Source organism: Rhizobium sp. Rhizsp42 (assembly GCF_047304155.1).
GTDB lineage: Bacteria > Pseudomonadota > Alphaproteobacteria > Rhizobiales > Rhizobiaceae > Rhizobium.
Window position 1 is genome coordinate 29,089 of the sequence record NZ_JBGLYS010000017.1, and the last position, 13,388, is coordinate 42,476.

At 58.7% G+C, this 13,388-nt stretch carries 13 protein-coding genes; 9 read left to right on the forward strand and 4 right to left on the reverse strand.

Annotated features, from left to right (window positions below; all coding sequences use genetic code 11):
* Positions 1-367 precede the first annotated feature (367 nt).
* The 5 genes from ACCD05_RS17340 (at position 368) to ACCD05_RS17360 (ending at position 3,108) form a co-directional block, all read left to right on the forward strand.
* Positions 368-766, forward strand: coding sequence for a DUF1236 domain-containing protein (locus tag ACCD05_RS17340; RefSeq protein ID WP_111564732.1), 399 nt, complete (start codon positions 368-370; stop codon positions 764-766).
* 107 nt (positions 767-873) lie between these two features.
* Entirely contained in the window at positions 874-1,461 is a 588-nt protein-coding gene (locus ACCD05_RS17345) for a BA14K family protein (RefSeq protein WP_162724759.1), read from the forward strand.
* Positions 1,462-1,768: 307 nt separating this feature from the next.
* Positions 1,769-2,179, forward strand: a complete 411-nt coding sequence (locus tag ACCD05_RS17350; RefSeq protein WP_283193901.1) for a response regulator — start codon at positions 1,769-1,771, stop codon at positions 2,177-2,179.
* A gap of 12 nt (positions 2,180-2,191) precedes the next feature.
* Positions 2,192-2,479: a hypothetical protein gene (locus ACCD05_RS17355; protein WP_146618549.1), complete on the forward strand. Its 288-nt coding sequence runs from the start codon at positions 2,192-2,194 to the stop codon at positions 2,477-2,479.
* 83 nt (positions 2,480-2,562) lie between these two features.
* A complete protein-coding gene (locus ACCD05_RS17360; RefSeq protein ID WP_413394223.1) occupies positions 2,563-3,108 on the forward strand; it encodes a hypothetical protein in 546 nt (181 codons plus the stop codon).
* Between the two features lie 12 nt (positions 3,109-3,120).
* Here ACCD05_RS17360 and ACCD05_RS17365 read toward each other — a convergent pair whose 3' ends face one another.
* The 3 genes from ACCD05_RS17365 to ACCD05_RS17375 form a co-directional block, all read right to left on the reverse strand.
* Entirely contained in the window at positions 3,121-3,741 is a 621-nt protein-coding gene (locus tag ACCD05_RS17365; RefSeq protein ID WP_111564728.1) for a response regulator, read from the reverse strand.
* Positions 3,738-5,132, reverse strand: coding sequence for a sensor histidine kinase (locus ACCD05_RS17370; RefSeq protein ID WP_112989541.1), 1,395 nt, complete (start codon positions 5,130-5,132; stop codon positions 3,738-3,740). The genes ACCD05_RS17365 and ACCD05_RS17370 overlap by 4 nt, the downstream gene beginning before the upstream one ends.
* Positions 5,133-5,439: 307 nt before the next feature.
* Entirely contained in the window at positions 5,440-6,699 is a 1,260-nt protein-coding gene (locus ACCD05_RS17375) for an epoxide hydrolase family protein (RefSeq protein ID WP_283193940.1), read from the reverse strand.
* A gap of 481 nt (positions 6,700-7,180) precedes the next feature.
* On the opposite strand from ACCD05_RS17375, the gene ACCD05_RS17380 reads away from it, so the two are divergent.
* Positions 7,181-9,235: a response regulator gene (locus tag ACCD05_RS17380; protein ID WP_413394225.1), complete on the forward strand. Its 2,055-nt coding sequence runs from the start codon at positions 7,181-7,183 to the stop codon at positions 9,233-9,235.
* 109 nt (positions 9,236-9,344) lie between these two features.
* On the opposite strand, the gene ACCD05_RS17385 is transcribed toward ACCD05_RS17380, so the two are convergent.
* Positions 9,345-11,534 carry a bifunctional diguanylate cyclase/phosphodiesterase gene (locus tag ACCD05_RS17385; protein ID WP_112950137.1) on the reverse strand — a complete coding sequence of 730 codons (2,190 nt, stop codon included), beginning with the start codon at positions 11,532-11,534 and terminating at the stop codon, positions 9,345-9,347.
* A 440-nt stretch (positions 11,535-11,974) separates the two neighbouring features.
* Between ACCD05_RS17385 and ACCD05_RS17390 the strand changes: the two genes are divergently transcribed.
* From ACCD05_RS17390 to ACCD05_RS17400, 3 genes are read left to right on the forward strand one after another with little or no spacing between them, the layout of a single operon-like run.
* A complete protein-coding gene (locus ACCD05_RS17390; protein WP_112950136.1) occupies positions 11,975-12,469 on the forward strand; it encodes a hypothetical protein in 495 nt (164 codons plus the stop codon).
* 49 nt (positions 12,470-12,518) lie between these two features.
* Positions 12,519-12,869, forward strand: coding sequence for a hypothetical protein (locus ACCD05_RS17395; protein ID WP_111564723.1), 351 nt, complete (start codon positions 12,519-12,521; stop codon positions 12,867-12,869).
* Positions 12,870-12,880: 11 nt separating this feature from the next.
* Complete coding sequence (locus tag ACCD05_RS17400) at positions 12,881-13,318, forward strand: hypothetical protein (protein WP_111564722.1); 438 nt, start codon at positions 12,881-12,883, stop codon at positions 13,316-13,318.
* Positions 13,319-13,388 lie beyond the last annotated feature (70 nt).

A 13,388-nucleotide genomic window follows, 5' to 3' on the forward strand; every position in this document is an offset into this window, starting at 1 on the left:
TAAAACGAAAGGCTCGCCATAATGGGAGTCCTCGCAATGAGTGGGGAAACGAGGGCGGTGCCGTCTAGGAATATCATTCGCGTCGCATCAAACAAAAAGAACACCCGTGGACCAGATAATGCTGCGAGCGTCAGTCCTCTCGAAGAGCTCGCCTTTGCTCGTGGAGACGTCAAAATTTCAAGTATCGACACCCTCGATAGCGGGCTGTCTCGCCCAAAACGAGCCGCTATTAGCCTGAGCGAGATCGAACTTCAACACCTCGCCTCAGACCTTAGTCTGAGATGTCTCCGACCTAGGTCCGACCACGGAACTACCAGCAGGCAAAGCCGTTTTCTGGCTGCGACGAAGCTTCCAAAAGGAGATGAACATGTCTTTCAAACTTACAGCGACCGCGATCGCGGCGATCACCCTCATGTCCGGCGTCGCCGTGGCGCAGTCGGGCACTGTTAATGGCGCGGCTGGCGGAGCGGTCACCGGCGCCATCGTCGGCGGTCCCGTCGGTGCGGCCGTGGGCGGCGTCACGGGCGCCGTGGTCGGTACGATCATCGATCCACCGCCCGCAAAGGTCGTTACCTATGTTCGCGAAGCGCCGGCACCGGCGGAGCCCGTGATTGTGCGGGAAAAAGTCGTGGTTGGCCACGCCTTGCCAGAGACGGTCGTGGTCACACCGGTGCCCGAAAATCCGAAGTACGGCTACGCGATCGTCAACAACGAGCGGGTCATCATCGAACCTTCGTCCCGCAAGGTTATTCAGGTCATCAATTGATCGAACTCGGTTGGGCGGCGCGGCAAATGCCTTGCCGCTCAAGCCGATTCGACCACCGCCGCCGATATGACGCTGGCAAATGTCTTCGCACAAAATGGATACTGACGATGAACGGGCTCGCGAGTGTCGCGTTTGGAATAGTCACCGTTATGGGCACGGTCACGCTTGCCGCGTCGATTGCTTCGATCGGCATGGCGGAAAACACGCAACAAGACTTGCGCGGTCTAATGGATGCCAATCTTTGGACAACCGAGCCCACGCGTGTCTATCCGGCCCTCCAGACTTATATACGATTGCCCCCCGCACTTTCGACGTATGCGATGGCGGACACCCGGGAGGTTGCGAAGAAGCCACTAGCGGTCGCCGCGTCGGCGCCCACCGATACATCGCCGCTATCGACCGGAATGTCGGTAGCGCATCTGAATTGGTGCTCATCGCGCTACAGATCGTTCGACCCGACGACGAACACATATCGCACCTTCGAGGGACAGGTCCGCGTGTGCCAGCCGCCGTTTGAAAGCCGCGATCCGGCGTCGACGTCGCCAGTCGCGGCCCTCCCGGCGAACACGGCAAGATGGTGCGCCAGTCGCTACAGATCCTATCGCGCGGACGACAACACATATCAGCCCTACTCTGGGCCACGCGTGGAATGCACGCCACCGGCTGAAGCCCAGACGGTCGCGGCGATCGAATAATCGGCGCATCCTGGACCAAAGCCCGTTTTGCTCTGCAGTTCGTTGTGGTTAGCTTCCTAGGGACGATAGGAAGATTAGGTTTCGCCGCCAAGAACATCGACCGAAACTTGGCAGAGCCACAAACCGTACGCGATGGATGGGCCCACGGTGAGCGGATTGTACTTTTATCGCGCATCTTGCCCGAGCCGCGGAATATCAGGACAGACCTGCTTGGCCGTGTCAGGGCGCGCAAGTTCGAGCTTGGAATTTTTGCCGCACCCGATTCCGACCTGCGCCACTTGGCGCCGACGATACACTAGGAGCGATCATGCGTGTTCTGATTGTCGAGGATGAGCCGGCTTTTGCGTTGATGGTGGAAGACATCGCGATGGCAGAGGGTTTCGAGATCGCGGGGATTGCCCGAAACACGGCCGAGGCGATGGAGCTGGCGCCCGAGGCTGATATCGCAATTCTGGACGTGCGCCTCGCCGATGGGCTGACAGGGCCGGAGATCGCAAGGCAGCTGGTCGACCATTTCAACGTCGGCATCGTCTACCTGACGGGAAATCCTGATCTTGTTGGCGACCGGGACGGGGTGCACGTCGTCGTCAAACCACCGAGTTTACCGAGCGTTGTCGACGGCCTACGCCAGGCCGCAGCGTGGCGCAGCCGCCGTGCGCGACAACAGAATGCACAAGATGGCGTGGGAAATGCCACGTCCAAACCGCAACAGCACTGACAGGAGCACATCGTGACAAACACTCGAGCTAGGCACGCCAGCGGTGCGGTCGTCGAGATCATGTCGGCGGACCGGGCGTCGTTGCGAACCAGTTCGCCTGATGCCAACGACGCGGCCACCGAACTCGAGCGTGGCTTTGACCTGCTGTTCTTCCTCCGGGAGATGGACATTCTGGCCGATGAACTTGCCAAGCTTGCCCCATCGATGGATCGGACCGCGCTTGAGCTTCGCCTGGCGCAGATGCGGCAGGTGGTTGAATTTCGCCACAAACAGCGCACCGATCGCCCAGAGGTCGAATGATCGATGCGAAAGATCTGTGCGGCGGAGATCCATGCGCCATTATCTGCGTAGACAAGGGCATAAAGGCCGGAAAGGGCGCAATCATGCTTTCAAGGCGCTGCCTACTGAGACTGGGATGCGGGGCGACCGTCGCCCTTTTTATCTCGGCGATGCCACTGACGCTAAGTTTCGGGCCGCTTCCGGCGCCGACGACGAATGCCGCGCATGCGAAGGACGGCAATGACGGCAACGGCAATGGCGGCGGAAATGGCAACGGCGGCAATAATGGAAACGGTTCCAGCAATGGCAACGGCAACGGCGCAGGCAATGGAAACGGCTCGGGCAACGCCGGCAACAGTTCCAGCAACGCGGGTGGTAACGGGAACGGCAATGGCAACGGGGGCGCGGGCGCAAGCGGCAACTCCGGCAAGGGCGGCGGCTCGTCGCCATCATCTCCCTCCGCATCATCAGCCTCGGGCGTTAAGGCCACGGAAAGTTCAGATGGCAGTGTCGATGTTCGCCACGGCAATGGCATAACCGAAACGCTTCGGCGCGGTCGCTACATCATGCGGGATTCGAAAGGCCGCACCATCGTGGACAGGCAGGCGACAGCCAACGATGTTCGGCGGCTGAACCGGTTTGTTCGCTAGAGCGTGTAGACCCTAACCCTTCCCACGCCAGCGCAGCGCCGCCTCGGTTCGGTTCGAAACGCCCAGTTTCGTCAGGATTTGCGTCATGTGATGCTTGACGGTCTTTTCCTGCAGATCAAGCCGCAGCCCGATATGCTTGTTGGAGAGACCCTCTCCCACAAGGTCCATCACCTCGCGTTCGCGTGGAGTCAAAGCGTTCTTGGGCGGCTCCTTGTCCAGCGAGACATCCACCACTTTCGCGGACATGGCTGGAGACACATAGCGGGTTCCCTTGAGGATCGTCCTGATCGCCTCAGTGAGCCCCCTGGAGCCGACGCCCTTCAGAACATATCCCATCGCGCCCCTTTGAAGCGCTGCCAGCAGCGTGTCGATTTCCTCCGACGCCGTCAGCATCAACACCTTCGTCGATGGGCTGCGCCGCAGGATCTCACCGATCGCGCTCAAGCCACCGCCCGGCATGGAGACATCGACCAGCATGACATCGGGATGCTTGTCGGCCGCGATCATCGCCGCGTCGTCGCTGGTGGCACCTTCCCCCACGACCAGGAAGTCCTTGATTTCGGAAAGGCTGCGCGTCACACCTTCGCGAAACAATGGATGGTCATCCACGATCCCAACCGTAATGGACGTCATCTCTGCTCTCCCGTTTCCATTGGTTCGAAGGTCATCGTCAGGATCGTGCCCTTGTCCCCGGTCTTCACTTCGAACGTTCCGCCAAGACTATCGACCCGCTCGCGGAGCCCGACAAGCCCCAGGCTGGATGGCCTGACATGGTTTGGATCGAAGCCGTCGCCACGATCACTGACCTCGATCGTGACATGCCCGCGATGGAGGGAGGCCCAAACGGCCTGCTGGATGCCACCACCGTGACGATGGGCGTTGTTCAAGGCTTCCTGAATGAACCGATAGATACAGATCTTGACCGCCGCCACAGGCTCCGACCCGTCCTGCTCGATCACGGTGTTAACGGTCGTGTCGGTTCTCATCTGGTGGGCTACGGTGACGCGATTGACGATCTCGGCAAACGAAGCCTTTTCGATCTCCGGAAGCACCAGTCCCTTGCAGATATCCCGGATCTCGGTCATCGCCTCGGCGAGGCTGGAGCGGATCCAGGTGAGCTCCTTCTCACGCTCGTCGGGCAGCGTTTCCGCGCTGATCAGCAATTCGCTGTCCAGCCGCAGCGACGCATAGGCAATGTGTTGCGCCGGCCCATCGTGGAGATCGGCGCCGATGCTGCGCAGATAGGTTTCGTTCAACGATGCGGCGCGTTGGGAGGCACGCTGCAGCCGGCCCTGCAGCCCCTTGTTCTCTGCAAGCAATGCGGAGAGTTCCGCGACGCGTTTGGCGAGATCCTTTTGTTGGTCCTCGATCGTTCGGCTCCCGCGAAAAACCAGCCCTGACAGGACGGCGAAGAACACGGAAGTGAGACCGGCGACGCCAAACCAGCTCCACAATCTCGCTCGCGTCAGGCTTTCGCCCAGCCCTTCGGCCGTCTCGTAAAATTCGAGAACAGCGACGGCCTGGCCAGACCAGGGCTGGAGCACGGGATTGTAAATCTCCATCAATGGCTTGCCGAGCGAACGTTCGGTGGTGCTTTCGGGGTCGTCGGCGATCTCATAGCGCGCAACCAACGTTCCGGCGAATGCCTGGCGAAGCTTGTCGTTGACAGTGAACTGTTTGCCCACGAGCGCCTTGTCGTTGGAATAGAGAATTGTTCCGTCGCCGCGCCACAGCTTGAACGACACCAATCGCTTTCCGAGCGCTCCTTGGCCAAGCGTCTCATCGAGCGCCAGCGCGCTCGCCTCATCGAGCGGCGCGGCCTTCTGCATGTCGGGAAGAAGCGGAGCAACAACGCTATCGACATAAAGGGCGGTGGCGGCGCCGGAATTATGAATCACCGCATCTTCGATGACCTTCGACACCAGATAACCGACGATGAACATAGCCGCCAAACTGACCAGACCGCCGACGACGACAAATCGCAGGGCAAGAGAGCGTGCCGTCCAGCGGGAAATCCAGTTCATGATCAACCAGTTGTGTGTGACCTCCGATACCTATCGCTCGTTCAGAGTTTTTCCAGATGCTGGCTACGCCAGGCGCCCATGCAAAATCACGCCAGCTGCCACATCGCTCATCCGTCATCGCGAATGACATTTATGAAATTGACCTGAAACTGTTCCAACGTCGGCTGACGGCTTGCCAGGCGGCCCGTGATTTCCATCAGATGTAACCCGTGACCGGTTCCTTGCCGTGAGCTAACCTAGACAAAGAGGATGTGTCCGTACGTCGCAATCGGGGCGGCCTGCAAGAGTGCCGCCCCGACGCCATGAACTAGCGCAACGACTTGAAGGCGGCTCGCAATTCCTCGGCGAAGACCTGCGGTTGCTCCCAGGCCGCGAAATGCCCCCCTTTTCGCGCTTGGTTGTAATAGATGAGCGAGGGATAGGCCTGCTTGCTCCAGCTCTCCGGTGCCTTGTAGATTTCCTTCGGGAAGGCGGTAATGGCAACCGGCACTTTGATGTCTTTGGTCTTCTGGGTGTCGGAACTGAAATTATTATTATTGTTTTCCCAGTAAAAGCGGGAAGACGACGCGCCGACGTTGTTCAACCAATAGAGCGTGATGTCGTTCAGCATCTCTTCGCGCGAGAGTACGCGCTCTGGCTCCCCATCGCTGTCGCTCCATTGCGCGAACTTCTCATAAATGAAGGATGCCAGGCCGGAGGGCGAGTCAGAAAGCGAGTAGCCAATGGTCTGCGGACGCGTCACCATCATCGCACCATAGGCCGCGTTTCGGCCGAAGAACGTCGAAAGCGATTGGTACGCGTCCTTCTCGTCCCGCGACAGGCTGCTGGGGGCGGGGTCGCCAGCATTGATACCCTTCATGAGTTCGCCAGGCACGGTGGCTGGCATATTGAGATGAATGCCGAGGAGGCCGTTCGGATTCTGGCGCGCTAGCGCGTCGGAGATGACGGAGCCGTGGTCTCCACCCTGGGAAACATAGGTTGCGTAACCCAGACGCTTCATCAGGACGTCCCAAGCCTTGGCAACTCGATCCGGGCCCCAGCCGAGTTCGGTCGGCTTGCCCGAGAAGCCATGGCCGGGGATCGATGGGATGACAACGTCGAAAGCGTCTTGCGTGTGTCCGCCAAACGCGGTCGGGTCAGTCAATGGCCCGATGGCCTTGATGAATTCGAACTGCGATCCCGGCCACCCATGGGTGAGAAGGAGGGGAAGGGCGTTGGGATGGCGCGAGCGAACGTGAATGAACTGGATGTCGACGCCGTCGATTTTCGTGATGAATTCCGGTAGCGCGTTTAGTTCGTTTTCGGCTTTTCGCCAGTCGTAGTCGGTACCCCAATATTTCACCAACTTCTGGACCCTGTCCAGTTGGATGCCTTGCGAGATGTCATCGACAGTTTGCTTGTCTGGCCAACGTGTCTCGGCAATTCGCTTGCGCAGATCGTCTAGCTGTGACTGGGGAACATCTATCCTGAACGGACGGACGGCCTCGTCTTGCTCCGCCCTTGGAGTATCCGGTATTCGCGCGTCTGCCGCGTTAACCTGGTGCGCCGTAACAGCTGGAAGCATCATCAGGGAACTGAGCGCTATCGCGAACCCACGATGAGCGGCTGGCTTACGGCGGCATGCCTTTCTTAGATTGATCATTGGATCCTCTCCTTGTTTGGGCCGACGCGGCCACATTTGATGCGGAGGTGATCTACGAACCTGAGGTATCCGGTATGTTTCCGAAACGTTGAGAGTTGTATCAAAACGTACAGCTTGGAATTGAAGGGCACGTGGCACGGGGAAATCACCAACACCCCTACATGCCGGACCGTTACCGCGAGTTCGGCGAATTATTTGTAACCTCGGATGATCAGGCGCTTCCGATCCTTCCGGACAGTGCCCTTGCCGTTTACCCGAAGGCGCGGAAGGGGTCTTATCATGCGATTTGTTGGCTCGAAGGTGGCTGCTGCCGCGATTTTAATCAGGCTACCCCGTCGCGTGCCGATCGCCGCTTGCATGATCCGCCGTTAGCCTTATGTCTTGATGCGATAACAGGACGAATAGCGTGAACAAAGCCCGACCAGCTCTTCTTCTCTTGAGCGCCTCGCTTATACCGGTCATCATCCTGGCGGCGGGAATGTCTTGGTATTTCGTGACCCTGCAGCGTGAGGCGCTCGATGGAAACGCGCGGATCATGGCGAGTGCCATCGCCGCGACACTTCAGCGGGAATTGGACACGCAGATTCAATTGCTGACGGTCGTGGCCGACTCGCCGCGCTTTGATCTCCCAATTTCGCGCTCGAGCTTCGCCGAGACCGCTCGTCGACTGCGCGAGCGCATTCCAAAGTGGGAGCAGATCCGTATCTCGGACGAGAGCGGCAACGTCGTCCTGGCCTATCCACCGCTGGATTCCTCCGCGAACCGGCGTGTGGTCGACATCGAAAGCCACGAGCGCCTCATACAGTCTAGAACAGCGGTGGTCGGCAACATAGTTAGTGGATCCAAGGGCCGGCCGGCTTTCGCCATCCGCGTTCCGATCGAGCGCAAAGACAACCTTCGGGCCGTTGTTTCAGCGGTTATTCGTCCCGCGACGGTGGCGGATCTTCTGCGCACGGCGGGTCTGCCCGGGACATGGTCGGCTTGGGTGATGGACGGGCAGGGAAGATTGGTAGCCTCGACCGCTGAACCGAAGCTCGCTGGCACGGAAGGTCGAGCGTTCGCGATTGTCTCCGCCTCGGATCCCGACAGAGTCAGTTTGGCTGGCGGCGGCGATGTTCGAGTTGGTGAGGCTTCGCTGCAAGCAACGCCCTGGCGGGTGAAGGTGGGTCTCCCGGTTTTGGAATATGACCAGTTGGCTCGTAGAGCTTGGATATTTGCTTTCGCCGGTTCGTCCGTGGCCCTTGTGCTGACGGGAACCGCCGCGTTTTTATTCCAGCGGGAGATCAACGCGCGAAATTTGGAGCGTGAGAGCGTCGCGAATTGGCAACGGATGGATGCGCTCGGAAAGCTCACGGGTCAGGCGGCGCATGACTTCAACAACTTGCTGATGGTGTTCCACTCCGGCGTCGAGGGCATTAGGCGACGTCGAGACAATGAGCAAAGGGTGACGCAACTTCTTGCCCACATGTCCGAGGGAATAACGAAAGGCAAGGCGATAACGCAACGTCTGCTCGCTTTCTCTCGGCGCTCCAATCAGGGCGCCACTCATGTTGAACTCGACCTCAAACTTCCGGAGCTTGAACCGCTCCTGCGTCAGGCCCTGAACGATGCGGTGGTATTGGACCTTGCCATACCGACCGATACTTGGCCCGTTTATGTGGACCCCGCCGCGCTGGAGATCGCTCTCGTTAATCTTTTGACAAATGCGCGAGAGGCAATGGAGAACGGCGGTCTTGTCACGGTATCGGCCAGAAACGTACCCGAGGGCGCCTGGGAAGATTCATCGATATCAGGCGCTTTCGTCGCGTTGACCGTGACTGACACGGGGAGAGGCGTCAGCCAGGCGGATCTCGGACGAGTGTTCGAACCCTTCTTTTCGACAAAGGAAAACGGCCGGGTGGGCTTGGGGCTTACCCAGGTTCACAGTTTCGCGAAGGCGACAGGGGGGGCCGTCAAGGTTAACAGTATTTTCGGCCGCGGCACCGCACTCACTTTAATGCTGCCCAAATCGACAGAGCCCCGTATTGTTCGGGAGACAATAAACACCGAATTTGGCTTTTCGGGCAAAATTCTCATCGTTGACGACACACTATCATCACTTGAATCGGCAGCTATTGCGCTGGAAGGAACGGTGTCGGGCATATTCAAGGCGGAAAGCGCGAAACAAGCTCTTGCGATCCTCGAGAAGCATAATGACATTGAAGCCGTCTTGAGCGACATCATGATGCCGGGTATCTCCGGCATCGAGCTCGCGGAGGAAATTCGTGGGAAGTATCCGCGAATGCTTGTTGTGTTGATGACGGGATATAGCGATCGTATCGAGGTTGGCGCGGCCATAAATTACCCCGTGGTTACGAAACCATTCCGGCTCGAGGAACTGACCGCGGCGCTCCAGTCGGGTCGTTCACGGACCTACGATCACAGCAACGTGGTTCGCCTAGATGGCCTCTCAGGAATTTAAGTCCATATCGTCTGGACATCAAAGGCGGATGACGTGTCCAAGCACATCAAGGCTTCACTAGGGATGCGCCTTCCATGACCCCGCATGGTCGGCCATGGTTTGTCGGAGGTCACGCGGTATCAGCTTCTTGTCGAGAACCGCCACGGCAACGCGGCATCAAGGCGAGAACCTCGGAGCGCGGCAAAGGCTTTGACAAGAGAAATCCCTGCAGGTCATCGCAGCCTAGGCTCTGAAGCGCTGTCAGTTGTTCACTCGTCTCCACGCCCTCCGCCGTGATCTTCAAGCCCTTTGCCCTGGCCATCTCGATCATGGCGATAACGAGGGCTCTGTTATCGGCTCGATGCATTTCATCAATGAACGATTTGTCGATCTTGATTCGATCAACGGTAATCTTTTGCACGCGGGAGAACGAGGAGTAACCAGTTCCGAAGTCATCTATAGCGAAGCGAACCCCCGCCTCTCTAAGCCTGGTGATCGTTTTCTCAAGCTCTCCACTTTCGCCAGCCGCGGCCGTCTCCGTCATCTCGATCTCCAGCCGAGCGGGACTGACATCCCACTTACAAAGAGCGCTTAGGACTTGATCGGTATAGCCTGGTGTCGAGAGCTCGAACGCTGAAGCGTTGATCGCGACGTGGATCTCTGGAGACTGTGCCAGCATCATGCAGGCATCCTCGAGGACAAGGGCGCCGATTTCGTTAATGAGACCAATTTCCTCGGCGAGTGGAATGAACTGGTCAGGGCGAACGTAACCCAATGCGGGATGCTTCCATCGCGCGAGCGCCTCGAGCGAATACAATTTTCCACCATCCGCGGTAAAAACTGGCTGATAGAATACCTCCAATTGACCGCCGGAACCTATCGCGTGGCGGAGGTCTATTTCCAGCATTCGGCGACTTCGCAGCAATTCGTCCATGTGAACCCCAAACATGGCATAGGTATTTCGACCCGCCGCCTTTGCGTGATAAAGGGCGATATCCGCCTGCCGTGTTACCTCATCGGGGCTGCAACGACCCCGCGCGAAAGCAACACCTATGCTTGCCCCGACCGAGATATGCGCACCGTCGATATCATAGGGAGTCTTGAGCCCCTTGACGAGCAAGCCTGCCTTCTCTTCAGCGGATCGCGCATCTTCGTTATCAAGCAGGACGATGAATTCGTCGCCTCCTATCCTCCCTATAAGGCCGTTGGGAAGAAGTGAGCGCATCCGAGCTGCCGCGAGGCTTATCAGTTTGTCGCCGATTGGATGACCATGAGTGTCGTTGACCGCCTTGAAGCGATCGAGATCAACAAACATCACGCAACGTAGGTCATTCGCGCTCCCCAAGCCCAGTTTCAGTTCCAGTTGCTCGGAGAAATGCGCGCGATTGGCGAGACCTGTAAGCGTGTCGTGGGAGGCTTGATGACGAAGCTGCGCACGGCTCAACGCGAGCCGATCAGACCTTCGCGATATGGCGTTGGCGGCGACACTGGACGCGGCGAACAAGGCAACCAGTGCGGCGAGTAGCGTCGGCATGGTAGCCCGCAGAACGTGCCTGCCAGGCTGAAAAGGTTCCCAAGTGAAAAAGCCGAGAACCTTGCCATCGCTCGTGTTTAACGGCGCCGCGGCCAAACTTGGCGAATTTGGCGCCGTGGCGGAGAACTTCAAATCCGCGAACTCATATTCTCGTCCGATTAACCGCGGCAAGTCTCCATCAAGAAACCGAACGGCGACGTGAAGCATCTGTTCGCCGGGTATTTGTTCGATATCTCCCGTATCGGATACGATCGGTTTGACGCTGACGATCGCCGGCCGAAAGCCGACATATCTTAAATCGGATTCGCCGATCGATAGCACGCGCGCGTCCGTGCCTTTCGTATCGCCAACGGAAAGTCGCGTATGTAGCTTGCGCGCCAGTGGCAGATAAGCGCTCTTTAGGTTGGCGGCGGAATATCCATTTTCGAACCCGGCTGGAAATTGATATAGAACCGACAGATCTGGGCGCAGTACGAGCGCAGCGTCATATCCGAAATAACTGTGCATCCACGTGCCGAGGTTTGCTTCAATCCAGCCCGGGTCTGGGTTGGTGGTATTTTTGACGGCGTCGTCCCAGACAGTGGCACTTTCCTGATCATGTGCGACACCGGCCTGAAGCTTGGCAATCGTGAGCGTGACAAGATCGCGCTGCCTAAGGGACGCGACCTCATCCGTGGAGGATGCGGCCCATTGCAAGCTGAGCACCAGTAACCCGCAAAGTGTCAGCGAAAAGAATGCTGGTAGGATAAACCGGAGAAACCACTGAGAACGAAGCTGCACTGCCATTTGCGATATGTCACCCTGTACCGCAGGAAACGTTAAAGCAGCTCCATTAAGACAGCGGCAAATAACACGGTTAGAGAAGTGTCAACGGCATATGTACCGTGTACCCATGCCGAGCATCCGGCCCCGGTCCAACCGCTGGCCACCGGAAAGCATCACTCAAGCCTCACCTCCGATGCGCCGTCGCGGAAAATAGGTTAGCGTCCCACGTTCAGCAGCCCTTGTGTCCCTCGCCGGAGCCTTGGCGGCGGCCGCGCGGTTTATTGGCGGTGTTGGGCCTGGCTGGCTTTATGCCCCTACCGAGGGAGCAGTTGCGACCTAGGTCCGATGGTGCATCCGACTGAGGTCCCCCATGCGGAACAGCGGGACCAAACCCTAGTTTGTTGAATAGCACCGACCGACAGAATCGGGCGCTAAACGCAAATCCACTAGGAGGAAAAACCATGTTCAAGGTTACCAGCATCGCACTTGCAACGGCCCTCGTCGCCGGCACCGCATTTGCTCAAACTTCAAGCACGATCGGGACAGGCGGTTCGTCCGCTGGCGGTGGTACGTCCAGCAGCACCGTGGGCACGGGCGGAAGCTCCTCTGGCGGCGACTGCGCCGCGGGGGGCACCAGCTGCCCGTCTGGCACCTCCTCAACGGTCGGTACGGGAGGTTCGTCCGCCGGCGGAGGTACGTCGAGCAGCACGGTCGGAACCGGCGGGTCATCGGCTGGATCAGGTTCGGGCTCCGCGTCGACGCTCGGCACGGGAGGTTCCACGTCTGGTGGCGGCACGTCGAGCAGCTCGGTCGGTACCGGCGGTTCCTCGGCGGGGGACGGCCAGTCAGGAAGCACGGCCGGCACCGGCGGCAGCCAGGCCGGATCCCACGATAGCAAGGGCAAGAAAGGCTGCGCTCCAGGTCAAGTGAAGAAGAACGGCAGTCATTCTTGCTAATCGGCTTGGCCGACGTCACGAGCGTCGGCCTCCTTTCTTGGAGGCAACAATGTCTATCATCACGAAATCCTTGATCGTCGCGGCCGCACTGTTGACCGCTGGTCATGCGTCAGCCGAGAGCATTACGCTCGATGACGGGACGGTCTGCACGATCATCGAAGGCCACTCGGTCACTGGCGGCATGTCTACATCGGTGACCGCGGGCAACGGCAAGGTGACCTCATCGACGACGACCGGACAGACCGCCTCGTCAAGCACGGCGACTTCGTCCGCGTCTAGCTCGTCGGCTGGCTCGGCAAGCGCCGACAGCTTCTCGACAGCGAGTAAAACGCGGGCCGACGGCTCGGTGGTGACGAAGCGATCCGATGGCACTTGTTCAATCACCAACCCATCAAAGTAGGAGGAGGGGACATGCAAAGATTTGCGTTGATGCTAGCCGTGGTTTGTGTGTCGGCAACGACGACCGCCCTGGCGCAAGATTGTAGTTTATCAGGAACGGTCGGAAGTGGAGGAAGTGCCAGCGCTGGCGGGACATCCGCGAGCTCGGTTGGGACCGCGGGTGCCTGTCAGACCGACAATGGCACCTCATCTTCCATTGCTTCAGGAGGCGGCGCCGCCACCGATGGCGGTAAAGCCATGAGCAATACGCACGTCAACGACAACGGCGACAAGCTGAAGGCACGGACAAAGGCTCAGGCTGTCGACAAGGGAACCTTCAGCAAATCCCAGACCAAGACGACCACGGACGGCGATAGCCTGGAAAGCACCACGCGCACAATGTCGCACGTTCCGGGGGAGAAACCTGTCAAAAGCAGGACTAACCAAACAATCATACCGGAGGAGGAATAACCCTTCTAAACAAAGGAAAGGAATGTAAAATGAACAACTTGATCTGGCTAGTGGGGGCGGTTGTTATCGT